At 73.9% G+C, this 25,367-nt stretch carries 30 protein-coding genes; 11 read left to right on the plus strand and 19 right to left on the minus strand.

Annotated features, from left to right (window positions below):
- Positions 1–108 precede the first annotated feature (108 nt).
- Complete coding sequence (locus AC24HA_RS14885) at positions 109–1,398, minus strand: acetoin utilization protein AcuC (RefSeq protein WP_425707817.1); 1,290 nt, start codon at positions 1,396–1,398, stop codon at positions 109–111.
- 113 nt (positions 1,399–1,511) lie between these two features.
- Here AC24HA_RS14885 and AC24HA_RS14890 point away from each other — a divergent pair, with 113 nt between their 5' ends.
- Both AC24HA_RS14890 and AC24HA_RS14895 read left to right on the plus strand, forming a co-directional pair.
- The gene (locus AC24HA_RS14890; protein WP_425707816.1) at positions 1,512–2,891 is read left to right on the plus strand and encodes a TrkH family potassium uptake protein; all 1,380 of its coding nucleotides are present in this window, start codon (positions 1,512–1,514) and stop codon (positions 2,889–2,891) included.
- Positions 2,892–3,003: 112 nt separating this feature from the next.
- Positions 3,004–3,666 (plus strand): potassium channel family protein, encoded by a 663-nt coding sequence (locus tag AC24HA_RS14895; RefSeq protein WP_425707815.1) that lies wholly within the window; start codon positions 3,004–3,006, stop codon positions 3,664–3,666.
- Positions 3,667–3,840: 174 nt separating this feature from the next.
- Here the strand turns inward: AC24HA_RS14895 and AC24HA_RS14900 are convergent, their stop codons facing one another.
- The gene (locus tag AC24HA_RS14900; protein WP_425707814.1) at positions 3,841–4,413 is read right to left on the minus strand and encodes a GNAT family N-acetyltransferase; all 573 of its coding nucleotides are present in this window, start codon (positions 4,411–4,413) and stop codon (positions 3,841–3,843) included.
- Positions 4,414–4,535: 122 nt separating this feature from the next.
- On the opposite strand from AC24HA_RS14900, the gene AC24HA_RS14905 reads away from it, so the two are divergent.
- A complete protein-coding gene (locus AC24HA_RS14905) occupies positions 4,536–5,387 on the plus strand; it encodes an aldo/keto reductase (RefSeq protein ID WP_425707813.1) in 852 nt (283 codons plus the stop codon).
- A gap of 3 nt (positions 5,388–5,390) precedes the next feature.
- On the opposite strand, the gene AC24HA_RS14910 is transcribed toward AC24HA_RS14905, so the two are convergent.
- A complete protein-coding gene (locus tag AC24HA_RS14910) occupies positions 5,391–6,563 on the minus strand; it encodes an acyl-CoA dehydrogenase family protein (RefSeq protein WP_425707812.1) in 1,173 nt (390 codons plus the stop codon).
- Between the two features lie 172 nt (positions 6,564–6,735).
- On the opposite strand from AC24HA_RS14910, the gene AC24HA_RS14915 reads away from it, so the two are divergent.
- The 3 genes from AC24HA_RS14915 (at position 6,736) to disA (ending at position 10,047) form a co-directional block, all read left to right on the plus strand.
- Entirely contained in the window at positions 6,736–7,476 is a 741-nt protein-coding gene (locus tag AC24HA_RS14915; protein WP_425707811.1) for a GOLPH3/VPS74 family protein, read from the plus strand.
- Between the two features lie 80 nt (positions 7,477–7,556).
- Complete coding sequence (radA, locus tag AC24HA_RS14920) at positions 7,557–8,927, plus strand: DNA repair protein RadA (RefSeq protein WP_425707810.1); 1,371 nt, start codon at positions 7,557–7,559, stop codon at positions 8,925–8,927.
- A gap of 64 nt (positions 8,928–8,991) precedes the next feature.
- The gene (disA, locus tag AC24HA_RS14925) at positions 8,992–10,047 is read left to right on the plus strand and encodes a DNA integrity scanning diadenylate cyclase DisA (RefSeq protein WP_425707809.1); all 1,056 of its coding nucleotides are present in this window, start codon (positions 8,992–8,994) and stop codon (positions 10,045–10,047) included.
- Between the two features lie 9 nt (positions 10,048–10,056).
- Here the strand turns inward: disA and AC24HA_RS14930 are convergent, their stop codons facing one another.
- On the minus strand, positions 10,057–10,836 hold the full coding sequence (locus tag AC24HA_RS14930; protein ID WP_425707808.1) for a hypothetical protein: 780 nt from the start codon (positions 10,834–10,836) through the stop codon (positions 10,057–10,059).
- Between the two features lie 88 nt (positions 10,837–10,924).
- On the opposite strand from AC24HA_RS14930, the gene AC24HA_RS14935 reads away from it, so the two are divergent.
- Together AC24HA_RS14935 and AC24HA_RS14940 are read left to right on the plus strand one after the other, a co-directional pair.
- Positions 10,925–11,842, plus strand: coding sequence for an HhH-GPD family protein (locus AC24HA_RS14935; RefSeq protein WP_425707807.1), 918 nt, complete (start codon positions 10,925–10,927; stop codon positions 11,840–11,842).
- Positions 11,843–11,862: 20 nt separating this feature from the next.
- A complete protein-coding gene (locus AC24HA_RS14940) occupies positions 11,863–12,297 on the plus strand; it encodes a hypothetical protein (RefSeq protein WP_425707806.1) in 435 nt (144 codons plus the stop codon).
- Between the two features lie 118 nt (positions 12,298–12,415).
- Here AC24HA_RS14940 and AC24HA_RS14945 read toward each other — a convergent pair whose 3' ends face one another.
- The 5 genes from AC24HA_RS14945 to AC24HA_RS14965 all read right to left on the minus strand — a co-directional run bounded on the left by AC24HA_RS14945 (position 12,416) and on the right by AC24HA_RS14965 (position 16,754).
- Positions 12,416–12,571: a hypothetical protein gene (locus AC24HA_RS14945; RefSeq protein WP_425707805.1), complete on the minus strand. Its 156-nt coding sequence runs from the start codon at positions 12,569–12,571 to the stop codon at positions 12,416–12,418.
- Positions 12,572–12,764: 193 nt separating this feature from the next.
- Positions 12,765–13,616, minus strand: coding sequence for a hypothetical protein (locus AC24HA_RS14950; RefSeq protein ID WP_425707804.1), 852 nt, complete (start codon positions 13,614–13,616; stop codon positions 12,765–12,767).
- A gap of 208 nt (positions 13,617–13,824) precedes the next feature.
- A complete protein-coding gene (locus tag AC24HA_RS14955; protein WP_425707803.1) occupies positions 13,825–14,355 on the minus strand; it encodes an amino-acid N-acetyltransferase in 531 nt (176 codons plus the stop codon).
- 99 nt (positions 14,356–14,454) lie between these two features.
- Positions 14,455–16,119: an alpha/beta hydrolase gene (locus AC24HA_RS14960; protein ID WP_425707802.1), complete on the minus strand. Its 1,665-nt coding sequence runs from the start codon at positions 16,117–16,119 to the stop codon at positions 14,455–14,457.
- Positions 16,113–16,754: an LppA family lipoprotein gene (locus AC24HA_RS14965; RefSeq protein WP_425707801.1), complete on the minus strand. Its 642-nt coding sequence runs from the start codon at positions 16,752–16,754 to the stop codon at positions 16,113–16,115. The genes AC24HA_RS14960 and AC24HA_RS14965 overlap by 7 nt, the downstream gene beginning before the upstream one ends.
- A 175-nt stretch (positions 16,755–16,929) precedes the next feature.
- Here AC24HA_RS14965 and AC24HA_RS14970 point away from each other — a divergent pair, with 175 nt between their 5' ends.
- Positions 16,930–17,790 carry an SMP-30/gluconolactonase/LRE family protein gene (locus tag AC24HA_RS14970; RefSeq protein WP_425707800.1) on the plus strand — a complete coding sequence of 287 codons (861 nt, stop codon included), beginning with the start codon at positions 16,930–16,932 and terminating at the stop codon, positions 17,788–17,790.
- 12 nt (positions 17,791–17,802) lie between these two features.
- On the opposite strand, the gene AC24HA_RS14975 is transcribed toward AC24HA_RS14970, so the two are convergent.
- Positions 17,803–18,090 carry a hypothetical protein gene (locus AC24HA_RS14975; RefSeq protein WP_425707799.1) on the minus strand — a complete coding sequence of 96 codons (288 nt, stop codon included), beginning with the start codon at positions 18,088–18,090 and terminating at the stop codon, positions 17,803–17,805.
- A 78-nt stretch (positions 18,091–18,168) separates the two neighbouring features.
- Here AC24HA_RS14975 and AC24HA_RS14980 point away from each other — a divergent pair, with 78 nt between their 5' ends.
- Complete coding sequence (locus AC24HA_RS14980) at positions 18,169–18,861, plus strand: uridine kinase family protein (protein ID WP_425707798.1); 693 nt, start codon at positions 18,169–18,171, stop codon at positions 18,859–18,861.
- 22 nt (positions 18,862–18,883) lie between these two features.
- Here the strand turns inward: AC24HA_RS14980 and AC24HA_RS14985 are convergent, their stop codons facing one another.
- The 7 genes from AC24HA_RS14985 to rpmB all read right to left on the minus strand — a co-directional run bounded on the left by AC24HA_RS14985 (position 18,884) and on the right by rpmB (position 22,662).
- Positions 18,884–19,855: an aldo/keto reductase gene (locus tag AC24HA_RS14985; RefSeq protein WP_425707797.1), complete on the minus strand. Its 972-nt coding sequence runs from the start codon at positions 19,853–19,855 to the stop codon at positions 18,884–18,886.
- Positions 19,856–19,952: 97 nt separating this feature from the next.
- Entirely contained in the window at positions 19,953–21,506 is a 1,554-nt protein-coding gene (gene lysS / locus AC24HA_RS14990) for a lysine--tRNA ligase (protein WP_425707796.1), read from the minus strand.
- A 38-nt stretch (positions 21,507–21,544) separates the two neighbouring features.
- A complete protein-coding gene (ykgO, locus tag AC24HA_RS14995; RefSeq protein WP_425707795.1) occupies positions 21,545–21,667 on the minus strand; it encodes a type B 50S ribosomal protein L36 in 123 nt (40 codons plus the stop codon).
- Positions 21,664–21,942, minus strand: a complete 279-nt coding sequence (locus tag AC24HA_RS15000; protein WP_425707794.1) for a type B 50S ribosomal protein L31 — start codon at positions 21,940–21,942, stop codon at positions 21,664–21,666. Before AC24HA_RS15000 ends, ykgO begins: the two co-directional genes overlap by 4 nt.
- An 8-nt stretch (positions 21,943–21,950) precedes the next feature.
- Positions 21,951–22,256, minus strand: a complete 306-nt coding sequence (rpsN, locus tag AC24HA_RS15005; protein WP_425707793.1) for a 30S ribosomal protein S14 — start codon at positions 22,254–22,256, stop codon at positions 21,951–21,953.
- Positions 22,256–22,426, minus strand: a complete 171-nt coding sequence (rpmG, locus tag AC24HA_RS15010; RefSeq protein ID WP_425707792.1) for a 50S ribosomal protein L33 — start codon at positions 22,424–22,426, stop codon at positions 22,256–22,258. The genes rpsN and rpmG overlap by 1 nt, the downstream gene beginning before the upstream one ends.
- Complete coding sequence (rpmB, locus tag AC24HA_RS15015; protein ID WP_425707791.1) at positions 22,426–22,662, minus strand: 50S ribosomal protein L28; 237 nt, start codon at positions 22,660–22,662, stop codon at positions 22,426–22,428. Before rpmB ends, rpmG begins: the two co-directional genes overlap by 1 nt.
- 53 nt (positions 22,663–22,715) lie before the next feature.
- Here rpmB and AC24HA_RS15020 point away from each other — a divergent pair, with 53 nt between their 5' ends.
- Positions 22,716–23,906, plus strand: a complete 1,191-nt coding sequence (locus AC24HA_RS15020) for a GTP-binding protein (protein ID WP_425707790.1) — start codon at positions 22,716–22,718, stop codon at positions 23,904–23,906.
- 12 nt (positions 23,907–23,918) lie between these two features.
- Here the strand turns inward: AC24HA_RS15020 and panD are convergent, their stop codons facing one another.
- Both panD and panC read right to left on the minus strand, forming a co-directional pair.
- Positions 23,919–24,380 carry an aspartate 1-decarboxylase gene (gene panD / locus AC24HA_RS15025; RefSeq protein ID WP_425707920.1) on the minus strand — a complete coding sequence of 154 codons (462 nt, stop codon included), beginning with the start codon at positions 24,378–24,380 and terminating at the stop codon, positions 23,919–23,921.
- 29 nt (positions 24,381–24,409) lie between these two features.
- Positions 24,410–25,306: a pantoate--beta-alanine ligase gene (gene panC, locus AC24HA_RS15030; RefSeq protein ID WP_425707789.1), complete on the minus strand. Its 897-nt coding sequence runs from the start codon at positions 25,304–25,306 to the stop codon at positions 24,410–24,412.
- Between the last annotated feature and the right edge of the window lie 61 nt (positions 25,307–25,367).

The raw sequence follows: 25,367 nt of genomic DNA on the forward strand, positions 1-25,367 counted from the left end.
CCCCCGGCCGCGCACGTGACTCGTGGGGCTCCTGAGGAAGGAACATAGCGGGCCCGAGGGCCACCCGGCCAATCCGTGCGCGTGTCGCGACCTCGAACGTGACGTGCGCTACGCCGTCAGCGGGTCCAGGCCGTGCTCCGGGAAGACCGCCTGCCGGGTCGCGAGGATCGCTCGGTCGACCGGGTTCTCCGGGTCGAAGCCGTCGACGAACCGGCCGGCCGGCCCGCCAAGGACCCCGCTCGACGACGTCCCACCCCCCGCCGGCGCCTCCGCCGTCGGTGCCGCCGGGCCGCCGGGGCCGGCCGCAGGCGCCGCGTCGGTGCCGGGCACCGTGAACGGGTCGGCGTCGGACATCGTCGTGGCGACCGCGCCCTCGGCGAGGTCGTGCACGAGCTGCCGCCACTCCTCGGGGACCGGGGTTCCCGGGTCCAGCGGCGTGCCCGCGACGACGCCGAGCACGTGGGACCAGGCGCGCGGCACGACGTTGACGACCTCGTACCCGCCGCCGCCCGTGGCGACCCACCGACCGCCGGCGAACCGCTCGGCGAGACCGGCGAACATCACGGCGGCCGCCCGCTGAGCGTCGACGGACACGGCGAGGTTCGTCAACGGGTCGCTCCCGTGGGAGTCCGACCCGTGCTGCGTGACGAGGACGTCGGGCCGCACCGCCTCGACGATCGGCGAGGCGACCGCCTCGACCGCCCGCAGCCACTGCTCGTCCGAGGTGCCGGCGGGCAGTGCGACGTTGACGGCGGACCCCCGCGCGCCGGGGCCGCCGACGTCCTGCGGGTACCCGGTCCCCGGGAACAGGGTCGAGGGGTGCTCGTGTACGGAGACGGTCACCACGTCGGGGTCGTCCCAGAACACGCGCTCGACGCCGTCGCCGTGGTGCGCGTCGACGTCGAGGTACACGATCCTGCCGGCGCCCGCCTCCTTGAGGTAGCGGATCGCGACGGCGACGTCGTTGTACACGCAGAATCCCGAGGCGTGGCCCGGCATCGCGTGGTGCATGCCGCCCGCGAGCGAGAACGCGCGGCGCACCCGCCCCGACCACACCGCGCGCGCGGCGGTCACGGTCGACCCGACGAGCCGTGCCGAGGCGGAGTGCATCGCACCGAACACGGGGTTGTCCTCGCCGCCGATGCCGCGCCGCGCGTCGGTCGCCCCGTCGGACTCGGCCGCCCGCACCGCGTCGACGTAGCCCGGCTCGTGCACCGAGGCCAGGAGCTCGGCGTCGCAGACCTCGGGCTCGAGGACCTCGACGACGTCGGGCTCCAGCAGCCCCAGGGCTCGAGCCAGCTCGATCGTCAGGTGCAGCCGGAGCGGACTCATGGGGTGGCCGACGCCGAAGTTGTACCCGACGAGGTCGGGGGACCACACGAGAGCACCATCGGCCATGCCCGCAACCTACCCCGAGCCTGTGGCAGTGTTTCGCCTGCTGCGCACGCGCCGGACGACGACGCGGCAGCCCGGGACGGCGGTCCGCCCCGGCCGTCGGTACTGGAGGGCAGATGGGACGCTCGGCCGTGGGCCGCGTGCTCGCGCTGGCACGGGACCAGGTCGACGACCTCGCCCGCCGCTCCCCCGCACGGATGGCCCTGCTCGTGTTCGCCGCGATAGTCGTGGTGATGACGGGTCTGCTCTCGCTGCCCGTGGCGACGACGACCGGGACGCGCGCGCCGTTCGTCGACGCCCTCTTCACGGCGGTGTCCGCCGTGTGCGTGACCGGGCTGACCACCGTGGACACGGCGACCTACTGGTCCGGGTTCGGTCAGGCGGTCATCCTCGTGAGCATCAAGGTCGGCGGCCTCGGTGTGATGACGCTCGCCTCGATCCTCGGCCTCGCGGTCTCCCGGCGCATCGGGCTGACCCAGCGGATGCTCACCGCGTCCGAGACGGGCACGACCGGGCTCGGCGAGGTCGGCTCCCTCGTGCGGGCCGTCGTCGTGGCCTCGGTCCTCATCGAGCTCGTGCTCGCCGCGATCCTCGTCCCGCGGTTCCTCGACCTCGGCGAGTCGGTTCCGGCCGCCCTGTGGCACGGCTTCTTCATGGCGCTGTCCATCTTCAACAACGCCGGCTTCGTCGTGCTCGACGGTGGCCTCGTGCCGTACGTCGGCGACTGGTGGCTGGGTCTCGTCGTCGTCGTCGGCACGTTCCTCGGCGCCGTCGGCTTCCCCGTCCTGCTCGACCTGTGGCGCCACCGGCGCAGGCCGGGCCGGATCACGCTGCACGCCAAGCTCACGCTGTCGACCTTCGTCGCGCTCCTCGTCATCACGCTCGTGGCCCTCGTCCTGTTCGAGTGGAGGAACCCGGACACGCTCGGCGCGCTCCCGGTCGCCGACCGGCTCGTCGCCACGCTCGTCCACTCGATCACGCCGCGGTCGTCGGGGCTCGCGACCATCGACGTCGGGCAGATGCAGCAGTCCACGCTGTTCGCGACCGACGCGATGATGTTCGTCGGGGGCGGCTCGGCGTCCACGGCCGGCGGCATCAAGGTGACGACGTTCGCCGTCCTCGTCCTCGCGATCGTCGCCGAGGCACGCGGCGACCGGGACATCGAGGCGTTCGGCCGCCGCATCCCCACCGAGACCGTGCGGCTCGCCGTCGCCGTCGCCTTCCTCGGCGCCACGCTCGTGGGGCTGTCCACCCTGGTCCTGCTCTCGGTCACGGACTTCACGCTCGACCAGGTGCTGTTCGAGGTGATCTCCGCGTTCGCCACGTGCGGCCTGTCGACCGGCATCACGCCCCACCTGCCCGACTCGGCCAGGTACGTGCTCGCCGCCCTGATGTTCGCGGGCCGCATCGGCACGATCACGCTCGCGGCGGCGCTCGCCATCCGCTCGCGCCGTCGCGTCATCCGCATGCCCGAGGAGCGTCCTGTCATCGGCTGAGCGGCCACAATGACACCCCGTCCGCACGACTCCCCGACCAGCACGTCGCCCCGACCGGAACCGCCCGAACCGCCTCACCGACCGTTACCGCCCGACCCCGGAAAGGACCCTCATGGCCAAGCAGGCCCGGGACTCCGCTGTCCTCGTCATCGGCCTGGGGCGCTTCGGCGCGGCCCTGGCGGCCACGCTCGAGTCCCTGGACCGCGAGGTGCTCGCGGTCGAGAAGGACCCCGAGCTCGTGCAGACGTGGTCGAGCCGACTCCCGCTGGTCGAGGCGGACGCGACCTCCGCGGACGCGCTCGAGCAGCTCGGCGCCGCCGACTTCCCCGTGGCGGTGGTCGGCGTGGGCTCCTACCTGGAGGCGTCGGTGCTCATCACCGGCAACCTCGTCGACCTGGGGATGCCGCAGATCTGGGCCAAAGCGGTCTCCGGCGAGCACGGGCGGATCCTGCGGCGCATCGGCGCGCACCACGTCGTCTACCCCGAGTACGACGCCGGGCAGCGGGTGGCCCACATGGTCTCGGGCCGGATGCTCGACTACATCGAGATGGAGGACGGTTTCGCAGTGGTGAAGATGCGTCCGCCGCGCGAGACCCACGGGTTCACCATCGGCGAGCTGTCGCTGCGCTCGCGCTACGGCATCACGGTCATCGGCAAGAAGTCCCCCGGCGAGCCGTTCGAGTACACGACCCTCGAGACGCGGATCGATGCCGAGGACACCCTCATCGTCTCGGGCGACACCGAGCTGCTCGAGGTCTTCGCCCACCGACCGTGAGCCGGGGCGTTGCACGCGGCTGCGCGTGCGCCGACCTCGACACCTAGCTGGACCGTGCCGCGCCGAGCTCGACCGTGCCGCGCCGAGCTCGACCGTGCTGAGGTCATGCTCGGCACCTCAAGGTCCAGCTCGACGACACGGGTGGAGCGATGAGTTCCCGTCTCCGGCCACCGCTCAGGGATTCGTGGAAACCCGCAGGTCCAGGTCCTCCCACACGAACGTCGTGGTGGTGCCCGACTCCCAGTCGCGCCGCAGGATCGCGTAGGCCACCGACGCCACGGGCTCGCCGCCCGCCACGGGCCAGCCCTCCCGGTAGTGCGCCTCCTTGAGGAAGCCGCAGCGCAGGAAGGTGCGTCGCATCGCCACGTTGTCCTCCCGGGTCTGTCCCTCGAAGCGGCGGACCTCCGGGAACCTGCGGAACACGAGCTCGGTCGCCGCGCGCACGACGTCGGCACCGAGTCCGCGGCCGCGGAAGCGCTCGGCCAGCCGCAGGTCGAACAGCGGCGCGTCGTCCTCAAGGTCCTCCAGGCGCAGGAAGCCGATGCGGCCGAGCTCGGCGTGGTCGACCCAGAACGAGTCGTGCTCGTCGTCCCGGTAGGCGCCCTCGGCGATCGACCGCTCCACCCGTGCCCGGTCCGGCCGCGCGACCATGTGGAACGGGAACTCGTTGCCGGTCATGAACGCGACGAGCTCCTCCCGGTCCGTGCCGGTCGGATCGAGGCGCGTGAGGGTCACTGGCTGTGTCATGGGGCCCGACCGTAGGCGGCGCCCGCCCGCCGGGCCGAGAGAATATCCCGCACCGGGCCGGATCGCGCTCATTCGTCGCCCGGGGTCGGCGCAGAGCCACGCCACCTGCCAGGATGGTCCGCATGATCTCCTCAGGCATCGTCGTCATGGGTGACGGCCACGCGATCCCCCAGATCGGTTTCGGCACCTACAAGATTCCCGACGCCGACGCGGCGCCCCTGGTCGCCACCGCGATCGAGGTGGGCTACCGGCACATCGACACCGCCCAGATGTACGGCAACGAGGTCGGCGTCGGGCGCGGCATCGCGGACAGCGGCGTCGCACGCGAGGACCTGTTCCTCACGAGCAAGCTCGACAACCCCAACCACGCCCCCGGCACCGCCCGGGCGAGCATCGAACGCTCGTTGGAGGACCTCGGGGTCGACTCCCTGGACCTGTTCCTCGTCCACTGGCCCTACCCGGAGGGCTCGACCACCCCGCTGGCCGAGACCTGGCAGGTGCTCGTGGACGCCCGAGCCGCCGGGCTGGTGACGTCGATCGGCATGTCGAACGGGCAGCCCGAGCACCTGCGCGAGATCCAGGACGCCGGTCTCCCGCTGCCGGCCCTCGACCAGGCCGAGATCCACCCGTACCTGCAGAACCAGGAGGTCGTCGACTTCTGCCGTTCCGAGGGCATCACCGTGCAGGCGTGGTCGCCGATCGCGCGCGGCCGGGTCCTCTCCGACCCGGTGGTGGAGGAGGTCGCCGCCGAGGTCGGGGCGACGCCGGCGCAGGTGGTGCTCGCGTGGCACATCGGGCGCGACCACGTGATCATCCCCAAGGCCAGCTCGCGGGCGCGGATCGAGGAGAACCTCGCCTCGCTGACGGTCGAGCTCACCGCCGACCAGGCCGCGCGCATCGACGCCCTCGACAAGGGCGAGGCCGGCCGGACCGGCATGCACCCGTCCACGATGAAGCGGTTCGGCGAGGAGTAGCCCTCACTCCTTCGACGGCACCGGCCCGAGCAGCGCGTTCGCCCAGGCGGCGTGGACCGACTCGTCGTCGGAGGGGTGGAACAGGCCCGCGACGACGTCGCGGTACAGGCGTGAGAGCTCCGCCCTGGTGTAGAACGACGATCCGCCGGAGGCGCGCAACGCCTTCTCGACGACGCGCAGCGCCGTCTCGGTCGCCCGCGACTTGAGCGCGGAGAGCTGCGGCATCCACAGCGGGCGGTCCGCCCCGGCGTCGACGTCGCGGGCGAGCGCCACGAGCTGCGGCTCGATCGCGTCGAGCTCGATCGCCGCGTCCGCGAGGCGCCACCGGATGTCGGGGTCGTGGGCGTAGGGCGCGTCGTTCTTCAGGCTCATCCGCTTGGTCACGGTCGCCACGGCGACGTCGAGGGCCCGCCGGGCGACGCCCTGGTAGACGGCCGCGAGCAGGATCTCGAAGTTGGCGAAGATCCCGAAGATGAACGGGTCCATGGTCGGCCCGGGCGGCACGGCGCGCACGATCCGGTGCGCGGGCGCCGGCGCCCCGTCGAGGACGGTCGTGTACGACTGCGTGGCCCGCATGCCGAGGGTGTCCCAGTCCTCCTTGATCTCGACGCCACCGCCGTCGCGCTCGACGAAGCCCCACACGTTGACCGGGTCGTCGGGGTCCGTGCGGTCGGTGCCGAACGTGCCGAGCAGCGTCCACACGGGGCCGAGCGTCGTGAAGATCTTGGTGCCGTGGAAGCGGTAGCCGCCCTCGCCGTCGGGGGTGGCGTCCGAGGCGGAGCCGAAGAGCACGAGGTCGTTGCCGGCCTCGGACACTCCGAACGCGATGATCGCGCCGTCTATGACGCGCGCGAGGATCTCGTCCATGTCCGACTGGCCGGCGGCGCGGACCGTGCGGGCGACGCCCACCCAGATGTGGTGCATGTTGACGGCGAGCGCCGTGGCCGGGGAGGCACCGGCGAGGCGGGCCTGCTCGGACGCCATCTCCTCCAGCGTGAGCCCGCCACCGCCCAGCTCGGCCGGGACGAAGGCGGTGAGGTAGCCGGCCTCGCGCAGGTCGGCGAGGTCGTCGTGCGGGAAGGTGTTGGCGCGGTCGTGGCCCGCGGCGCGCGAGCGGATCGTCTCGAGGAGCTCGTCGGTGAGGATCTGGCGCGGCGGCGTGGACGAGGAGGTCATGGCCCCATTGTCCCCGCGGTGTCCAGGCGCGGCGGGGAGGGGTACCCGGAACTACGCCTCCGGGTGCTGGGTCGTCCTAGCCTGAGGACATGGCCCCCATGCTCGAGCCGTACGCTCCCGCGCCGGCACCCGCTGCGTCGGCGGGTCGCGTCGGACCGGGCGGGCCGCGCTGATGCCGGCACAGCTCCTCGCCGACGTCCTCCTCCTCGTCCACGACGACGAGACGGGCGCCTGCCTCGTCGACGACGACACGCTGCGGCGGATCGCGGTCGAGTCGGCCGCGGAGCAGGTGCTCGCGGGCGGGACGCTGTACAAGCACGTCACGCGATGGCAAGGGCCACGGAACCGGTATACGTGGCGAAGGACGGAAGGGACGATCGAGCACTACGCCCGGGTGCTCGACGGCCCGACACCGCCCCCGGGCTACGACACGATCGCGAGCTGGCTGGTGGGCCAGCGGGCGGCCCTGCCCGCAGGTCAGGACCGCGACCTGGCCGAGGTCGCAGGCGCCGCCGACCATCTCGTGGCCACCACGCTGGACGAGCTCGTCCGCGCCGGCACCCATGCGGCACGACACAGCCCCAGGTTCGGCGACCGGTCCGGCACCGTGTACGAGGAGGCTGATGGTGCGCGGGAGGACCACCTCAGGCACCGGCTACGAGTCTCGCTCGACGACGACGCGTACGACCCCCGCACCGCCGCGCTGCTCCGGATCATCAAGCGCGCCGGCATCGCCGAGCATGCGTTCGACTCGGCCGCCGGCATGGAGCTGCGAGGGAGCGGCCACCGCTTCTACCTCGACAAGACCTACTCCAGGGACCCTGGCCGCATCTGGGGCCACGTCGCGCTGTGGATCGTGCTCTCCGCGGCACTGACCCTCGGCTTCGTCTGGTTCGCCGGGCTCGATCTCTGACACGAGCCCGATCGACCTCTGACTCCTCCCCGGTGGGGACGGGCGCTCCCGGTGTCGGCGCGGGCGCCTACCGTGGACCCGTGCCACCGACCACCAAGCGACCCCGCGCCGAGTTCCGCTGCACGGAGTGCGGGTGGACCACCGCCAAGTGGGTGGGCCGGTGCGGCGAGTGCCAGGCCTGGGGCACGGTCGAGGAGGCCGGCGCCGCACCCGCTCGCACCCCGGTCACGGCGCTCGCCCCGGCCACGCCCGCGGCATCGATCCTCGACGTCGACGTGGAGACGGCTCGCGCCCGACCCACCGGCGTCGGCGAGCTCGACCGGGTGCTCGGCGGCGGGCTCGTGCCGGGCGCCGTCGTGCTCCTCGCGGGCGAGCCCGGGGTGGGCAAGTCCACCCTCCTGCTCGACGTCGCGGCCCGCGCGGCAGCAGCAGCCCACGGCCGCGTCCTCTACGTGACGGGTGAGGAGTCCGCGAGCCAGGTGCGCCTGCGCGCCGAACGGATCGGGGCGCTGCACGAGGATCTCCTGCTCACCGCCGAGACGGATCTCGCGACCGTGCTCGGGCACGTCGAGGCGATGGACCCGGCGCTGCTCGTCGTCGACTCGGTGCAGACGGTCGCGGACGCGAGCGTCGACGGCACCGCGGGCGGCGTCTCCCAGGTCCGCGCCGTCGCCGGCGCCCTCATCCGCGCGGCGAAGGCCCGGGCCATGCCCGCGATCCTCGTCGGCCACGTGACCAAGGACGGCTCGATCGCCGGCCCGCGCGTGCTCGAGCACCTCGTGGACGTCGTCTGCCACGTCGAGGGCGAGCGCCACTCCAGGCTGCGGCTCGTGCGCGCGGTGAAGAACCGGTACGGCGCGACGGACGAGGTCGGCTGCTTCGACCTGCGCGAGGACGGCATCATCGGCCTGCCGGACCCGTCGGGGCTGTTCCTGTCCGCCGCCCCGGAGCCGGTGCCGGGCACGTGCGTCACCGTCACGCTCGAGGGCCGCCGGCCGATGCCGGTCGAGGTCCAGGCGCTGCTCACGGGCGCGGCGGGCCCGCCGCGGCGCACCGTGAGCGGGGTGGACGGCGCGCGGGTCGCCATGACGCTGGCGGTCCTCACCGCGCGGCTGGGGGTGCAGGCCACCGGGCTGGACGTCTACGTCTCCACGGTCGGCGGTGCGCGCGCGAGCGAGCCGGCCGCGGACCTCGCGCTCGGCCTCGCCCTGCTCTCGGCCGCCCGGGACCGGCCCATCCCCCCGGGCCTCATCGCGGTCGGGGAGGTCGGGCTGACCGGCGAGCTGCGCGCCACGACCGGCGTCGGCCGGCGCCTGGCGGAGGCGGCCCGCCTGGGCTTCACCACCGCCGTCGTGCCCGCCGCCGGAGAGGCTCCCGCGCACGTCCCCGGCATCCGTGTCGCGCGCGTCGACCACCTGGCCGAGGCCGCCCGCGCCTGCGCGCTGGGCTGACCGATCCTGGGGCCGCGCGCCTACGATGACGGTGGCGGGACACCTCCGCCGGGAACGGGGAGTCATGGGCACCGACGACGACGCGACGATGCGCACCATGCTCCACGAGATCGCCCCGGGCACCGTCCTGCGGGACGGCATCGACCGCATCCTGCTCGGCCGGACGGGCGCCATCATCGTCCTGGGCTTCGACGAGTCGGTCGAGGCGATCTCCTCGGGCGGCTTCGACCTCGACGTCGAGCTGTCGGCCACCAGGCTGCGGGAGCTGTCGAAGATGGACGGCGCCGTCGTGGTCGACCGCTCAGCGGGCCGGATCCGCCGGGCCAACGTCCAGCTCATGCCCGGCACGCACGTCGACACGGTCGAGTCCGGGATGCGCCACCGCACCGCCCAGCGCACGGCCCGGCAGACCGGGCACCCGGTGATCTCGGTGAGCCAGTCGATGCGGACCGTCGCGCTGTACGTCGGCGAGCTGCGGCACCTCGTCCTCGACACGGCCGACGTCCTGGCCAAGGGTGAGCTCGCGCTGTCCGCCCTCGAGCGCTACCGCGCGCGCCTCGACCAGCTGCTCGGCACGTTCACGGCCCTCGAGGTGGAGGACGTGGTCACGGTGCGCGACGTCGTGACGATCGTCCAGCGCATGGAGATGATCCGCAGGATCTCCTCCGACGTCGAGTCCGCGACCGTCCAGGCCGGCACCGAGGGGCACCTGCTGCGGCTCCAGCACGACGACCTCATGGTGGGCCTCGCCGTGGAACGGCGCTCGCTCGTGCGCGACTACGTGCCCACCGGGGCCTCCGCCGGCGTCCGGGACGCGCTCGGCGCGCTGTCCTCGACCGATCTCGTCGACCTGTCGGTGATCGCCCGGGCCATGCGGCTGGGCGGCCCCGGCGGCGCCGACCTGGACACGCCGGCCTCGCCGCGCGGTCACCGTCTCATCGCGAAGCTCCCGCGCCTCCCGCTCCCCGTGGCCAACGCGATCGTCAGCCACTACGACTCGCTGCAGGCGCTGCTCGCCGCCACCACGGACGACCTCCAGGAGGTCGAGGGCGTGGGGCGGGCCCGGGCGTTCGCGGTGCGCGAGGGGCTGGGCCGGGTCGCCGAGACGTCGCTCGTCTGAGACGGCCGGTCAGCCGTCGGTGGGGGTCTCGCCGTCGGTGGGTGCCTCACCCTCCGCGGGGGTCTCGCCGTCCGCAGGGGCCTCGCCCTCCGCAGGGTCCTCGCCGTCGGAGGGCTCCTCACCGTCGGTCGGAGCCTCGGGCGGCGCCTCCTCGAGGGTGAAGACGGTCGCGCTGTCGACGACCTCGGTGCCGTCGCGCAGCAGCACGGCGCGGTAGGTCCCCGGCTGGACGGCGGGAGCGTCCTCCGGGCAGTCCGCGCTCGACCGGGTGCCGGGCCAGGTGACGAGCGACTCCGAGGCGGTGCCGGGTCCGAGCAGCAGCATGCGGGACTCCTCGGTGGGACAGTGCGCGGAGGACCACACCTGATCGTTGCCGGAGCTGACCTCGAGCACCAGGGCGGACTGGCCGGCGTCGACGAGGCAGTCGCCCTCGCCCGAGTTGCTCATGTCGACCGCGAACTCGACGGGGGCGCCGGCGTACTGCCCGCTCCCCGTCAGGGCGAGGTCGAGCTGGTCGTCGGTGCAGGCCACCGGGTCGCCGGCCGGGGCGGCGTCGGAGGCGGACTCGCTGCCGGACTCCGAGCTCGTCTCCGCCGCGTCGGCCGGCGCCGTCCCGGGGTCGTCGTCGCCGCCGAACAGCGCGCCCCACGCGGCGACGATCCCCCACACGATCAGGGCGAGCACGACGAGCAGCGCCAGCAGCACGGTGATCCGGCGCCGCCAGATCGTCGCCCGGCTGGGGCGGCGGCGCTGCGCCGGGGAGGGTCCGCGGTCGTCGTCGGTGGGCACGGGCCCACCGTAGGCAGGACGGGCCCCGGCTCCTCGATGGCACGCCGTGCGGTACCACGCACGGCGGCGCTCGGGTGAGACTGGACCGGTGCCCGACCCGTCCGCCTCGACCTCCGCCGTCCTGCACGACGCCGTCGCCGGCTTCTGGGCGGGGCACGCTCGGGACCTGCCGTGGCGTCGCCCCGGCACCACCGCGTGGGGTGTCCTCGTCTCGGAGGCGATGAGCCAGCAGACGCCGGTGGCGCGGGTGGCGCCCGCCTGGGTGGACTGGATGGCGCGCTGGCCGACGCCGGCCGACCTCGCGGCCGCGTCCGGCGCCGACGTGCTGCGGTCCTGGGGCAGGCTCGGCTACCCGCGCCGGGCGCTGCGGCTCAAGGAGTGCGCGGCCGCGATCGTCGAGCGGCACGGCGGCGAGGTCCCGCACGGCGAGGACGAGCTGCTCGCCCTGCCCGGGGTGGGGCCGTACACGGCCGCGGCGGTGGTGGCGTTCGCGCACCGCCGGCGTGCGGTGGTGCTCGACACGAACGTCCGCCGGGTGCTCGCCCGCGTGGTGTCCGGCGTCGCCGCACCGCCGCCGGGGGCGCCGACCCGGGCGGAGCGGGACCTCGCTGCCGCGCTCCTCCCGGCGGAGGACCACGCCTCCGCGGGCTGGAACGCGGGCGTGATGGAGCTCGGCGCGCTCGTCTGCACGGCGCGGTCGCCGCGGTGCGACGCCTGCCCGTTGGCGGCCCGCTGCGCGTGGCGCCGCGCCGGGTACCCGCCGGACGCCCACGCGGCCCGACGCCGCACCCAGACCTGGGAGGGCACCGACCGGCAGGCCCGGGGCCGGGTGATGGCGGCGCTGCGCGCCGGGGAGCCGGGCACCCGCCACACGTGGGCCGAGCTCGTCGCGGCCGCCGGCGGCGGCACTTCGCACGCCGACCCGGCGCAGGCCGAGCGGGCGGTGTCCTCGCTCCTCGCGGACGGGCTGCTCGTCGAGCGCGGCACGGGCCTGAGCCTGCCGTGAACGACGACTACCCTGCCCCGGTGACCACCGACCCTGCGCCCTCGCCCGAGGAACGGCCCGCGCCCCCGACGGGCGCCCGGGCCGTGCGGACGACGCTGCTCGTCATGGCAGGCGCCGTGGGTGCGCTCGGCGTGCTGGGGATCGGCCTGGTCGCGATGTCCGGGGACGCGCTGTCCCCCTGGCCCGGGCTGACGATGATGCTGCTCGGGCAGGCGGCCGCGCTGCCCGCGCTCGCGCTCGCGGCCCTGGGCCACCGCCGTGCCCTGGCGGGCCGCGACCCGGGTGCGGCGCGGCTGCGCGCGGTCCTGCGGGCGACCGGGCCGACGCTGCTGGTCGCACTCGTGCTCGCGGTCGGCGTGTGGGCCTGGTGGGACCCGGGGCTGTGGTTGCCCACGGTGGGGTGCGCGCTCGTCGCCGCCCAGGTCGGGCTGCTGGCGCGGCTCCTGTCGCGCTGAGGGCACCCGGCCCGAGGAGCTGGCGCGCGGCACGTCGTCGCCGCCATCGACCGGTGACGCGGCAGGGCCCCCGGCGCCGTTCGACGTCGGGGGCCCTGCCCTACCCGTGTGCGAGGAGCTACCGCTGGGCGGCGCCGGCGCCCGCGAGGACGGTCTCGCCGGACGCCACGGGCGCCTCCTGCTCGATCGGCTCGTCGTCGGCGCAGGCAGCCAGGCCTCCCGCGAGAAGCAGGGCAGCGACCGCGGTAGTCAGGCGGGTGGTCCTCGAGCTCATCATGATCCTTCCGGGGGTCGGTGCTGCGGTCCTGAAGCTGTCGGTGCACACGTTAGGGACGACCCCGGTCCGGCGCCAGGCCGCTCGCCGGGCTGCACTCCCCGGTCCCCGACGTGCGTCGGCGCCGGCCGGAGGACCTGCCTCCGGCCGGCGCCGACGCTCGACGCGGCATCCCGTCAGGTGCGTGCCGGGATCACTGGAGCGTCATCTCGCGGACCGACTCCACGACCGCCTCGTCGACACCCTCGCTGTTGTACTCGAGGACGGCGACCTCCGCGGTCTCCTGGTTCTCGACGATCCAGTACACGACTTCGGTCTGCTCGTCGCTCACCGACACCTCGGTGGCGTTGAGGCCCTCGGCGACCGGCTGCAGCTGCTGGATGTCGACCTCGGTGGTCGGGTCGCTCGCGCTCGGCTGGCCGACGTTGGGCACGAACTCGACGCAGTCGCTGTAGGCGAGCGGCGGGCCCTCGTCCGGCGGGCTGCACTCACCCATGTGGAGCGCCGCCCCGTCGTTGCCGGTCCAGACGCCGTCCTCGAACTCGCTCCAGTCCTCGGGCAGGGGCACGGCGAGCCAGTCCGAGTAGGTCGCGACGCCGGGCTCGCCGGTCGAGGCCGGCTGGCCCTCGACGGCGCCGTCCTCCTCGGGGGCACCGCCCTGGGGCGGCGCGCCGCCGTCGTCGGGCGCTCCACCGTCGCCGGGCAGGCCGTCCTCGGGCGCGTCCTGCTCACCGGGCACGCCGCCCTCGGGTGCGTCCTCCTCACCGGGCACGCCGCCCTCGGGAGCAGCCTGCTCACCGGGCATGCCACCACCCTCGGAGTCGCCCTCCTCGCCGAGCGGGGCGCCGTCGGAGACGCCCTCGCCGCCGTCGGAGGCGCCCTCGTCGGGTGCCTGGTCCTGCTCGGGGGCCTGCGGCTCCTGGGTGTCCTCGACGGCGGGCGGCTCCACGGTCTCCGACGCGTCGTCCGAGCAGGCGGCGATCCCCCCGGCGATGAGCAGCGCGCTCGAGCCGAGCGCCAGACGCTGGGTGACCTTCGCGTTCATGTTCGTCTCCCTCCCGGGCCGCGCTCGATAGCCGTCGGCCCGAACTGGAATGTCGATGTCGTGCTCGGTCGTCAACCACGCTAGGAAGCGCCCGCCGCGGGGCGCAGATTCGGGCCACGGGGACTTCTCCCCCGCCCTGACCTGCGGAAAGACCCTCCGTCGACCGGGAGCGGCACCATGGGCGGGATCGTCGTCCCTCCCCGGGGTACTACAGCTCGAGCAGCATCCGGGTGTTGCCGAGGGTGTTCGGCTTGACGCGCGCGAGGTCGAGGAACTCCGCGACGCCGTCGTCGTGGGAGCGCAGGAGCTCGGCCTGGACGTCGACGCCGACCGGCGTGCCCTCGATGACCTCGAACCCGTGCCGCGCGAAGAAGTCGACCTCGAAGGTGAGGCAGAACAGGCGGCGCAGGCCGAGCCGCCGCGCCCGGTCCAGGAGCGCCTCGAGCAGCATCCCGCCGATGCCCCGCCGCAGGTACGCCTCGTCGACGGCGAGGGTGCGGACCTCGCCGATGTCGTCCCACATCACGTGCAGCGCGCCGCAGCCGACCGTCCCGCCGTCGGGGTCCTCCGCGACGAGGAACTCCTGCACGGACTCGAAGTACGCGACGAGGTCCTTGGTGATGAGGGTGTTGGTCCGGGCGTAGGGCTGGACCAACCGGGCGATCGTGCGCACGTCCGTCACGAGCGCGGGACGGACGGTGACCGCGCCGCGTGCCTGCGGGTCCGGTCGCGACGTCATCGGAGAATCATGCCACCAGCGCCGGAGCCCGCCGTCCGAAGCCGGCGGGAGCCAGCGCCCGTCGCGCGACCGCTCCTCGCCAGGCCCGGTGCGGCTGCGCTACCAGGGCCACTCCACCGGGTCGGTCCAGAACTCGTGCGCCCGCTCGGAGACGATGTGCTCCTCGAGGCCCGCCACGACGAGGCCGGTGTTGTGCTGCGCCATCGACCCGTCGTCGAACACCGACGAGTGGCCGGTCGTGCCGTCGCGGTGCTCGCCGTAGCCGGTCTGCCCCTCGTAGGTCGACAGGTGCGTGAGCCCGTCGATGCCCGTCGGGTCGGGCCCGAAGCGGCCGAGGTCGGCGATGAGGTCCTCGTCGTTCTCGAGGTAGTACAGCCCGTCGGACGGGACATGGAAGTCGTCGAGATCGCCCGTCGAGATGCCCGGGGAGGACATGAACACCGCGTCGTCGACCCCGGTGCCCTCCTGCTTGAGGGCGTAGCCCTGGGTGGTCGAGCCGTAGGAGTGGCCCAGCGCCGTGAGGTGGGGGTCGTCGACGCGAGAGGCGTTGATGCCCGTGTAGAAGCCCGCGAGGTCCTCGCCGCCACGCTGCGCGGCACCGGACAGCGCCACGGAGTTGCCGGTGAGGGTCTCGTCCCACTGGGGCGCGTCGTATCCCAGCCAGGAGACGGTGGCGACGGTCTGGTCGTGGTGCCCGTAGCGGTCGAGCTCGGCCTCGGTGACGGCCTTGAGGGAGGCCATGCGGCTGTCGTAGCTCGCCAGGCTGCCGTCGACCGTGGTGGTGAACCCGGGCGTGAACACGGAGACGTGGTCCGCGGTGTCGACGTCGCCGTGGGCGACCGCCGCCCGCACCCGCTCGCCGGACTCGGTGTCGAGGAGCATCAGGTACCGGTCGTCCTGGGCGATCGTCTCCTCGACCTGCGTGATCGAGTCCAGCGCCGCCTGGGCGTCCTCGATCGCGCCGCCGTCCCCCGAGGCCCGCGCCGCCGCGAGCGCCTCCTCGGCGTCCTCCCGCTCGGCGCCCAGCTGGTTGCGGTTCGCCTCGTCCCTGGCAGAGGCCGGGATGCCGTCGCGGTTGCCCACCAGGTCGGGGTGGTCGTCGAGGATCTCCTGGCGCTGGGCGGGCGTGAGGTCCTCCCACCAGTCCGCCTGGGCCTGCTCGTCGCCGTCCGGAGGCCGGGGCCAGGTGATCTGTCCGTCGCGGTGCCCGGCGGCGGACGCGTCGGTCAGGTCGGTGTGCCCGGAGTCGAGCTGGTCGCCGTGCGCGGAGTCCAGGACGTCCGCCAGCGTGGTGTCCGCGGAGTCCGCGAGCAGGAGCACCTCGGTGATGGCCCGCGCGACGACGTCGACCGCCTCCTGCCGCTCCCGGGTGTAGGCGTCGAGCTCCTCGGCCGTGGCGAGGTCGGTCGGGGGTGTGCGGCTGTCGGTGACGGAGCCGTCGTCGCCGACGGTGACCTCGCGGGAGGTCGCGAGCTCGGCGACGGCCTCGACCTTCTCCTCGATGGTGCGCACCGAGTCCTCGGCCTCGTCGACGGCGGCGCGCACGAGGGCGACCTCGTAGACGATGGACTGTGCGGCGGTGCCGATCTCGCCGCGGCGGGTGCCGGCGGCGGTGGCGGCGTCCCCGGTCCAGCCGGCCGGGGTCACCATGGCGTCGAGCTCGTCGCCGATGCCCTTGAGCGTGTCGCGGGCGTTGCCGAGCGCGGTCACCTCGGTGGACAGGTGCGACGCCGACCAGGTTCTCACCTCCGACCAGGTCACCATCGGGGCACCTCGTCGACGATGTCGGGGGCGGCCTCGGGCAGCTGGCCGTCCGCCGGCCCGACGACGGGCGCCCCCTGGTCGGCAGGGGCGCCCGCCACGGGGCCGTCACCGGTGCGGCCCGCGGCGGTGGGGCCGTCGCCCGTCGGGCCCGCGGCGGCGGGGCCGTCGCCCGTGGGGCCCCCGGCCGCGGGTCCGTCGCCCGCCGTGCCGCCGCCCCGGGCGGGTCCCTGGGGCCGGGACGGCACCCCCGCGCCGGGGCGCACACTCACACGCAGGATGGTCGACGCCGCCGTGCCGAACGTGAGGGTCCGGCCGTCCTCGGCGTAGAAGCGCGCCTCGTGGTCGCCCACCCGGTCGACCGCGAGCTCCGCCGCCGTGTAGCCCACCCGCCGTGCGTGCGCGGCGACGATCGCGATCGCCCGGTCCCACTCGTCGTCGTCCAGCGAGCGTGCGACGCCGAACGTGTGGTGCCGCTCGACGACCGCGTCCGGGCCGGGCCCCGTGCGCGCGGTGCTCGGGGAGGGGCGGTTCTGCACCCAGGTCAGCCCGCCGAGCGCGGCGTCGAGATCATCCTTGACGGCGCCGGCGAGCTCGACGATCTCGCTATCGGTCGGCTGGGCGTCGGGATCGTCCATGCGCGCATCTCCTCGGCGAGCTCGTCGACGGCGGTGGCCACGCGGGGCCGGCACCTCCGAATCTGCCACGTCCGGCGCGCGTGACCGAATCGACCCCACGCACCGGACGGGGAGATCTCCCCATCGACCTCCCGCGACGGGCGTGCGGGCTCCCCGCGTGGCCGACAATGGACGTATGACTCACGTGCACTCGAGCCCCGAGCAGGTCACCGACGCGGTCGCGTACCACGGCGAGGGGCCCGTCTGGTCCGAGACCTGGGGCGGCCTGAGATTCGTCGACATGCTCGCCGGCGACCTGCTCACGGTCCGCCCGGACGGCGAGGTCGACCGCCTGCCGACCGGCTCGCCGGTGGCGGCGTTCGTCCGCCCGCGCGCGGACGGCGGCTACGTGGTCGGCACCGAGCGTGGTCTCGCCATCTCCGACCTGCCCCACGACGAGGCGTCGCCGTGGCTCACGCTGTGGCGGCACGAGGGGCTGCGGATGAACGAGGGCGGCTGCGACGCCGCCGGGAACCTCTACGCCGGCAACATGGCCTACGACCGCAGCCCGGAGGTCGCGAGCCTCTACCGCATCACCCCCGGCGGCGGCGTGACGACCGCCGTCGAGCGGGTGACGACGTCGAACGGGTTCGACGTCTCCCCCGACGGCTCGCTCGCCTACTACAACGACACCGCCGCCGGCGGGACGGACGTCTTCGACGTGGGCGGCACCGGACTGCGCAACCGTCGACGGTTCGCGACGGTCTCCCCCGACGAGCGGCCCGACGGCCTCACCGTCGACTCGGCGGGCAACGTGTGGGTCGCGCTCAACCGCGTCGGCAAGGTCCGTCTGCACGCCCCCGACGGCACCGAGCTCGTCACCGTCGACCTGCCGGTCCGTCTCGTCACCGCCTGCACGCTCGGCGGCGAGGACGGCCGCGAGCTGTTCGTCACCACCTCGCGCGAGAAGCTCGACGACCCCGAGCCGGAGGCCGGGGCCGTGTTCCGCATCCGCGTGGAGGTCCCGGGCCGGCCGGTCCGCACCTTCGGCGGCTGAGCGGCCCGGGGGTCAGCCCCCGAAGTCGGCCGCCGCGGCGTCGTCGGTCGTGCGGTACAGGCGGGCGGCGGCCTCCAGGCCGCCCGCGTACTCGTCCAGGCCGGTGGTCAGCGCGTCCTTCTCGCCGGTCCAGCTCGTCCCCAGGTCCGGAGCGGACAGCGCCGAGCGCGAGCCGGGCATCGCCGTCGCGATGCCGTCGAGGGCGGCCGGCAGGTCGACGCCGGCGATCTCCTCCGTGGCGTCGCGCGCGTTGCTCGCCGCCGTCTCGAGCTGGCTGATCTCGGCCTCGAAGTCGCTCACGGTGCGATCGTGCCACGCCCGCGCCTCACCTACCCTGGTCCGGTGCGGGCACCGGCCCGCCGAGGATGCGGAGGTGGCGTGGACGACGACGCGCGACCGCCCACCGACGCCCCCGTTGGCGCCCAGGAGCCCCTGTTCGACATCCCCGACGCGGCGCGCACGCCGCTCGCGAGGGTCGTGCTCGTCACGGGGCCGTCCGGGTCGGGAAAGACCCGGCTCACGCGCCGGCTCGGTCTGCCCACCGTGGCGCTCGACGACTTCTACCTCGACGGCGACCACCCCGGCCTGCCCCGCCGCCACGGGATGGTCGACTGGGACTCGCCCGAGAGCTGGGACGGGTCCGCAGCCGTGGCGTCGCTCGTCGAGCTGGTGACCACCGGCGCCGTCGAGGTCCCGGTGTACGACATCCCGTCCAACGCGCGCGTCGGCTCACGGATCATCGAGCTCGGCACCGCCCGCGCCGTCGTCGCGGAGGGGATCTTCGCCGCCGAGATCGTCGGCGCCTGCCGCGCCGAGGGCATCCTCGCGGACGCGCTGTGCCTCACGCGCCCACGGCTGCAGACGTTCGTGTTCCGCCTCGCCCGCGACCTGGACGAGGGCCGCAAGCCGCCGCTCAACCTCCTGCGCCGCGGGCTCTCGCTCACGCTCGCCGAGCCGGCCATGTACCGCGACCTCGTCGCCAAGGGCACGCGGCGCGTGACGGTCGACGACGCCGAGCGCACGATCCTGCGGGTGGCCGCGGGCCTGCCGCCGGAGCCTGCGGACGTCTGAGACCGGCGCCCCGGGCGGACCGTCAGAACAGCGCGACCTTCGGGACCGGCGGGAACAGCTCGTCGAGCTCCGCCTCGTCCTCCACGCTCGGCACCCAGGCGATGGCCTCGGCGTTCTGCCGGATCTGCTCCGGCGTCGTCGCGCCGGCGATGACCGAGGCGACGGGGCCGCGCGAGGCCAGCCACGAGAACGCCACCTGCAGCTCGGTGAGGTCGCGCGCCCGCGCGAAGTCACCGAACCTCTTCAGCGTCGCGAGGGTCTCCTCGTCCTTGAGCAGGTGCTGCCGCGTGAGGGTGAGGCGGGACCCCTCGGGCGCGACGCCGTCGGAGTACTTGCCCGTGAGCAGCCCGTTCGCGAGCGGGAAGTAGGGGATCACGCCCAGGCCGAAGTGCTCTGCCGCCGGGAGGACCTCGAGCTCGGCGCGGCGGTCCAGCAGGTTGTAGTGGTTCTGCGCGGACACGAACTGCGCCCCGCCGAGGGAACCGGCGACGTGCGCCGCATCGGCGATCTGCCAGCCGGCCAGGTTCGAGTGCCCGATGTAGAGCACCTTGCCCTCGCGCACGAGGTCGTCCATCGCGGCGACCGTCTCGTCGATCGGGGTCTCGTCGTCGGGCGTGTGGTACTGGTACAGGTCGATCCGGTCGGTCTGCAGGCGGCGCAGCGAGTGCTCGACGGACTGCTTGATGTGGCGCCGCGAGCCGCGCGCGCCGAAGTCGGGCCCGTCGTCGTCGGGCGCCTTCATGCCGAACTTCGTCGCGAGGACGATGTCGTCCCGCCTGCCCTTGAGCGCCTCGCCGAGGAGGACCTCCGAGACGCCGGGTCCGTAGGAGTTGGCGGTGTCGAAGAAGGTGATGCCGGCGTCGAGCGCGGCGTGCACCAGCGCGGTCGCGCCCTCCTGGTGCTCGGTGACGGTCCCGCGGCGGCCGAGGTTGTTGCACCCCAGCCCGACGCGGGAGACGGACAGTCCGGAGGCGCCGAGGCGTGCGTGTTCCATGGGGCCAGCCTAGAGCCGCTCGGCCACCTGGAGCCGCTTGACCCCTAGAGCCGCTCGGCCACCTGGAGCCGCTTGACCCCTAGAGCCGCTCGGCCACCTAGAGCCGCTTGACCAGCGGGAACGTGATCGTCTCCCGGATACCGGCCCCGGTCATGGCGGCGAGGAGCCGGTCGATGCCCATCCCCATGCCGCCGGCGGGCGGCATGCCGGCCTCCATGGCCTGCAGGAAGTCTTCGTCGAGGACCATCGCCTCCGGGTCCCCGGCCGCGGCGACGAGGGCCTGTGCCTCGAACCGCTCGCGCTGGACGACGGGGTCCACGAGCTCGGAGTACGCCGTCGCCAGCTCCATGCCGCGCACGTACAGGTCCCACTTCTCGACCTTGCCGTGCTGCGTGCGGTGGGCCCGGGTGAGCGGAGAGGTGTCGACCGGGAAGTCACGCACGAACGTGGGCGCCCACAGGTGGTCCCCGACCCGCTCCTCCCAGATCTCCTCGACGATCTTGCCGGGCGTGGCGTGCGGGGCAACGGGGATGTCGAGCCGCTCGGCGAGCGCCCGCAGGTGCTCCTCACCGGTGTCGGGCGTGATCTCCTCGCCCAGGTTCTCGCTGAGCGACTCGTACAGCCCCAGGCTCGTCCACTCGCCACCGAGGTCGTACTCGGTGCCGTCGGCGAGGGTGACGAGCGTCGTGCCGACCGCCTCCTGGGCCGCCGTCTGCACGAGTGAGCGGGTGAGCTCGGCCATCGTGTCGTAGGAGCCGTAGGCCTCGTACGCCTCGAGCATCGTGAACTCCGGGGAGTGCGTGGAGTCCGCGCCCTCGTTGCGGAAGTTCCGGTTGATCTCGAAGACCTTGTCGATGCCGCCGACGACCGCGCGCTTGAGGTACAGCTCGGGCGCGATACGCAGGAACAGCTCGGTGTCGTAGGCGTTCATGTGGGTGGCGAAGGGCCGGGCCGCCGCACCGCCGTGCAGCACCTGGAGCATCGGCGTCTCGATCTCGAGGAAGTCCCGGGCGTCGAACGTGCGCCGCAGGGACCGCGTGACGGCCGAACGCAGCCGGACCATGTCCCGCGCGCCGGAGCGCATGACGAGGTCGAGGTGCCGCTGCCGCACCCGCCCCTCCTCCGAGAGCGAGGACTCCTCGCCGTCAGCGCCCTCGTAGGACTTCGGCAGGGGACGCAGGGCCTTGGCGGCGATCCGCCAGGCGGGGGCCGGCTCGCCGTCGACCTGCCCGGGACGCGCGAAGACGCTCAGCTCGCCGCGGCGCGAGGCGCCGACGTGGCCGTGCACGTAGAGGTGGTCGCCGAGGTCCACGTCGGCCTTGAACGCCGCGAGGGACTCCTCCCCCACGGCGGCCAGCGAGAGCATGACCTGGATCCGCGTGCCGTCCCCGGCCTGGAGGGTGGCGAAGCACAGCTTGCCCGTGTTGCGCAGGTACATGACGCGGCCCGCGAGACCGACGAGGACCTCGTCGAGCTCGGTGCCCGCCTCGAGGTCGCCGTGCGCGGCGCGGACCCGTGCGATCGTCGTGGTGATCGGGAGCGTGACCGGGTAGGGGTCGGTGCCGGCCGCCAGGAGCCGGGCGCGCTTCTCGGCGCGTACCCGCACCTGCTCGGGGGTGTCGTCGTCGGGGAGGTCGGGAGTGTCGGTCACCCGACCAGGGTAGTCGCGGACCAGGGAGGTGCCCGCGTCTACCCCTGGCGCCCCTTCCAGCGAGGGTTCCTCTTGTTGATGACGTATGTCCGTCCCCGACGACGGACGACGATCGCCCCGTCCTTGCGCGCGAGCGACCTCAGCGAGGCGCGGACCTTCATCGCGCTCCCCCCGTCCGGCCGTAGCGCCGGTTGAACCGCTCGACGCGGCCGGCCGTGTCCACGATCTTCTGCCGCCCCGTGTAGAACGGGTGGCTGATCGAGGAGATCTGGACCTCGATGACCGGGTACGTGCGACCGTCCGACCACAGGGTCGTCCCCGTGGCCCGGGAGAAGGCCGTCGACCGGGTGAGGAACTCGCGCCCCTCCGTGCCCTCGGGGACCGAGACGTCACGGAAGACCACCGGCCGGTACTCGGGATGGATGTCGTGCTTCATGTGCTCTCCTACCAGCTGGACTTCGTGACTCCGGGCAGCTCGCCGCGCAGCGCGCGCTCGCGCAGCTGGATACGGGACAGCCCGAACTTTCGGTAGTAGGCCCGGGCGCGCCCGTCGGAGACGTCCCGGTTCCGCAGCCTCGTGGGGCTCGCGTCGCGCGGCAGGCGGTGCAGGCCGCGCATCGCCTCGGCGCGCTCGGCCGGGCTCCTCGACGGGTCGACCGAGGCGGCCTTGAGCCGCGCCCGCACCGTCGCGTACCGGGCGACGATCCTGCGCCGCTGCTCGTCCCGGGCGATCTTGGACCGCTTGGCCATCAGCGCACCTCCGCGAAGTCGACGTGCCGGCGGACCACCGGGTCGTACTTGCGCAGGACGAGCCGGTCCGGGTCGTTGCGCCGGTTCTTCCGGGTCACGTACGTGTACCCCGTTCCCGCGGTGGAGCGGAGCCGGACGACAGGTCGCAGGTCCGCAGCCTTCGCGGCCATCAGATGCGCTCCCCGCGCGCGACGATCCGGGAGATCGCGGCCTCGATGCCGATCCGATCGACGGTGCTGATCGCCGAGGCGGTGAGCGTGAGCCGGACGGTGCGGCCGAGCGAGGGCACGTAGTAGCGCTTGCGCTGGACGTTGGGCGTGAAGCGGCGCGAGGTGCGCCGTCCGGAGTGGGAGACGCGCCGGCCGAAGCCTGGGCGCGCGCCGGTGAGCTGGCAGTGGCGTGACATGTCCCCGATCCTACGTATTGAGAATCGTTCTCGTCAAGCGGTAGGGTCGCAGGGTGACCGACCAGAACCTGCTCCCCGTCCCCGTCGTCCTGCTCGCCTCCACCGAGGCCGGTGAGCGCGATGCCGCCGTGCTCCAGGCGCTCCTCGAGCTGCCCGGCCTCGTGGTGCTCACGCACGACATGACCGAGGACGCCGACGGCGACCTGCGGGTGCGCCGAACGATCGCCGACGCCGGCGGCACCCGCTCCGACGTCACCGTGGACCTCGACCACCCCTGTCTGGGCTGCCTCGCCCGTGAGGACCTCGTCCCCGCACTCGCCGAGCTGCACGACGACGCCCTCGCGGTACTCGTCGTGCTCCCCCTCGGCGCCGACCTGCAGCCCGCCGCACGCACCATCGAGCAGCACCTCCACGCCGAGCTCGCGGGCTACCGGCCGGCCGGCGTCGTCATGGTGGCCCGGGACGAGGCGGTCGTCGCCGGGCTCGCGGGAGGCGACGAGGACCTCCTGCTCCACCTCGTCTCGGCCGACGTGCTCGTCCTGTCCGACGGCGGCCAGGAACCGGTGCGTCAGGCCACCCTCGACCTCGTCGAGGCGCTGCGCGGCCCCGGATCGGCCGTGGTCCCGGACCTCGGCGGAGCCTGGCTCGAGGCCGCCCTCACCCGATCGCTGGACGCCGAGGCACTCGCGCACCGGTCCGACCCGGCCACCGCCGGCACCCACCACGACCTCGACCCCGCGGCACGCACCGGGAAGCAGGTCAACGTGCACACCCCGCACATGCGGTTCGCCACCGCCACGATGGACGTCACCAGGTCCGGCGTCTGGCGCCTCGTGCTCGCCACCGACCGCCCGCTGCACCCGGGCCGCCTCCTCCGCAGCGCGCGGGCGCTCGCGCCGGAGCACACCGTCTCGCGCGGCCGCTTCGTCGTGGCCAACCGGCCCGACTCCCCCTGCGGCTGGCAGGGGGTCGGCGGCACGCTGCGGATCGGTCCGGCGAACGGCCATGCGGGCGTGGCAGCTGGTGGCGCAGCCGGCGTGGGCGCGGTCGGCGAGGACGACGTGGGGACGCGCATCGTCGTCGTCGGACGCGGGGGCAACCCCGTCAACGCGGTGGCGGCGTTCGAGCGGATGATCGTCACCGAGGAGGAACATCTCCCTCCCGCCGGGTGGGCCGACGCACCGGACCCGCTCACCCCGTTCCTCGGCCCCGTCGGAGCACGTGGCGCCGGGGAGGCCGCGTAACCGGAGGAGCGTTCAGCCCTTCGGCAGCGTGCCCAGCGTCCGTGCGGCCCGGTAGGCGGCGAACGTCTCGCCGGAGGACTCCATGTCCGGGGCGCTGCCCCGGTCGGTGTCCGGGACCTGGCCCGGCTCGTGCGAGCACTCGACGATCTGGTTCTTCTCGTCGACGAACACGACCGCCGGCTCGTAGCTACGGGCGTCCTGGTCGGACATGTGCCCGTAGGCGATGACGATGACGAGGTCCCCGGTGGCGATGTGGTGGGCGGCGGCGCCGTTGATGGTGAGCACGCCGCTGCCGCGCTCCCCGGGGATGACGTAGGTCGTGAGGCGAGCACCGTTGGTGATGTCGACGACGTCGACCTGCTGACCGGGCGGCAGGTCCGCGGCGTCGAGCAGGTCGGCATCGACGGTGAGCGAGCCGACGTAGTGCAGGTCGGCTCCCGTGATGGTCGCCCGATGGATCTTGCCGACCATCATCGGGCGCAGCAGGGAGGCAGGGGCGTGGGTCACGTGGTGACCTTTCGTGGATCGATGGTGACGGTCATGTTGTCGATGAGGCGGGTCGGCCCGACGCGGGCGGCGAGCGCGAGCAGCGCCTCACCTCGGTGGTCGGCCGCGACGTCGAGGAACGTCGCCGGGTCGACGAGCACCACGTAGTCCTCCTCGACGCCGGGCGCGTCAGCGATCGAGGCGCGCGCGGCCGCCAGCACGTGGTCGGCCGGAACGCCGTCGTCGGCCGCGGTGCGGGCCGCCTCCAGTGCGGCGAACAGGCTCGTCGCCCGCTCGCGCTCGACCGCCGACAGGTAGGCGTTGCGCGAGGACATCGCCAGGCCGTCGGGGTCCCGCCGGATCGGGGCGCCGACGATCTCGACGCCGAGGCCGAGGTCCTCGACCAGCGTGCGGACCAGTGCGAGCTGCTGGGCGTCCTTCTGGCCGAACACCGCGACGTCCGGGCGCAGGGCGGCGAGCACCTTGGCGACGACCTGGAGGACGCCGGCGAAGTGGCCCGGGCGGGTGGCACCCTCGAGCACCTCGGCGACCGGGCCGGGGTCGATGCGCACGAGAGGCTCGCGCGGGTACATCTCGGCGTCGTCGGGGGCGAGGACGAACGTCACCGCGGCGTCTGCGCCGGCGTCAGCGCTGTCGCCGGCGAGCAGGTCGAGGTCCGCGTCGAGGTCGCGCGGGTAGGCCTCGAGGTCCTCACCCGGGCCGAACTGGAGGGGGTTGACGTAGATCGAGACGACGACGTGCTCGGCCCGCGCGCGAGCCTCGCGCACGAGCGAGAGGTGACCGTCGTGCAGGGCGCCCATCGTCATCACCAGCGCGACACGGCCGTCGAGGGCCTCGCGTGCCGCGCGCGCGTCCGCGAGCGTGCGCACGACGGTCGGTCGGGGCCTGTCCATCCCTCAAGGGTACGCGGGGGCGGATCGACGCTTCTCGTGCACCCGCGGCACTGCGCCTCCG

The sequence above is a fragment of the Georgenia sp. Z1491 genome, assembly GCF_057652395.1.

What these genes read in the sequence shown, in the direction of transcription:
- AC24HA_RS14885 (WP_425707817.1), bottom strand. Translation starts at nt 1,398, where the DNA reads ATGGCCGATGGTGCTCTCGTGTGGTCCCCCGACCTCGTCGGGTACAAC.
- AC24HA_RS14890 (WP_425707816.1), top strand. Translation starts at nt 1,512, where the DNA reads ATGGGACGCTCGGCCGTGGGCCGCGTGCTCGCGCTGGCACGGGACCAG.
- AC24HA_RS14895 (WP_425707815.1), top strand. Translation starts at nt 3,004, where the DNA reads ATGGCCAAGCAGGCCCGGGACTCCGCTGTCCTCGTCATCGGCCTGGGG.
- AC24HA_RS14900 (WP_425707814.1), bottom strand. Translation starts at nt 4,413, where the DNA reads ATGACACAGCCAGTGACCCTCACGCGCCTCGATCCGACCGGCACGGAC.
- AC24HA_RS14905 (WP_425707813.1), top strand. Translation starts at nt 4,536, where the DNA reads ATGATCTCCTCAGGCATCGTCGTCATGGGTGACGGCCACGCGATCCCC.
- AC24HA_RS14910 (WP_425707812.1), bottom strand. Translation starts at nt 6,563, where the DNA reads ATGACCTCCTCGTCCACGCCGCCGCGCCAGATCCTCACCGACGAGCTC.
- AC24HA_RS14915 (WP_425707811.1), top strand. Translation starts at nt 6,736, where the DNA reads ATGCCGGCACAGCTCCTCGCCGACGTCCTCCTCCTCGTCCACGACGAC.
- disA (WP_425707809.1), top strand. Translation starts at nt 8,992, where the DNA reads ATGGGCACCGACGACGACGCGACGATGCGCACCATGCTCCACGAGATC.
- AC24HA_RS14945 (WP_425707805.1), bottom strand. Translation starts at nt 12,571, where the DNA reads ATGAGCTCGAGGACCACCCGCCTGACTACCGCGGTCGCTGCCCTGCTT.
- AC24HA_RS14950 (WP_425707804.1), bottom strand. Translation starts at nt 13,616, where the DNA reads ATGAACGCGAAGGTCACCCAGCGTCTGGCGCTCGGCTCGAGCGCGCTG.
- AC24HA_RS14955 (WP_425707803.1), bottom strand. Translation starts at nt 14,355, where the DNA reads ATGACGTCGCGACCGGACCCGCAGGCACGCGGCGCGGTCACCGTCCGT.
- AC24HA_RS14960 (WP_425707802.1), bottom strand. Translation starts at nt 16,119, where the DNA reads ATGGTGACCTGGTCGGAGGTGAGAACCTGGTCGGCGTCGCACCTGTCC.
- AC24HA_RS14965 (WP_425707801.1), bottom strand. Translation starts at nt 16,754, where the DNA reads ATGGACGATCCCGACGCCCAGCCGACCGATAGCGAGATCGTCGAGCTC.
- AC24HA_RS14970 (WP_425707800.1), top strand. Translation starts at nt 16,930, where the DNA reads ATGACTCACGTGCACTCGAGCCCCGAGCAGGTCACCGACGCGGTCGCG.
- AC24HA_RS14985 (WP_425707797.1), bottom strand. Translation starts at nt 19,855, where the DNA reads ATGGAACACGCACGCCTCGGCGCCTCCGGACTGTCCGTCTCCCGCGTC.
- ykgO (WP_425707795.1), bottom strand. Translation starts at nt 21,667, where the DNA reads ATGAAGGTCCGCGCCTCGCTGAGGTCGCTCGCGCGCAAGGACGGGGCG.
- AC24HA_RS15000 (WP_425707794.1), bottom strand. Translation starts at nt 21,942, where the DNA reads ATGAAGCACGACATCCATCCCGAGTACCGGCCGGTGGTCTTCCGTGAC.
- rpsN (WP_425707793.1), bottom strand. Translation starts at nt 22,256, where the DNA reads ATGGCCAAGCGGTCCAAGATCGCCCGGGACGAGCAGCGGCGCAGGATC.
- rpmG (WP_425707792.1), bottom strand. Translation starts at nt 22,426, where the DNA reads ATGGCCGCGAAGGCTGCGGACCTGCGACCTGTCGTCCGGCTCCGCTCC.
- rpmB (WP_425707791.1), bottom strand. Translation starts at nt 22,662, where the DNA reads ATGTCACGCCACTGCCAGCTCACCGGCGCGCGCCCAGGCTTCGGCCGG.
- panD (WP_425707920.1), bottom strand. Translation starts at nt 24,380, where the DNA reads ATGATGGTCGGCAAGATCCATCGGGCGACCATCACGGGAGCCGACCTG.
- panC (WP_425707789.1), bottom strand. Translation starts at nt 25,306, where the DNA reads ATGGACAGGCCCCGACCGACCGTCGTGCGCACGCTCGCGGACGCGCGC.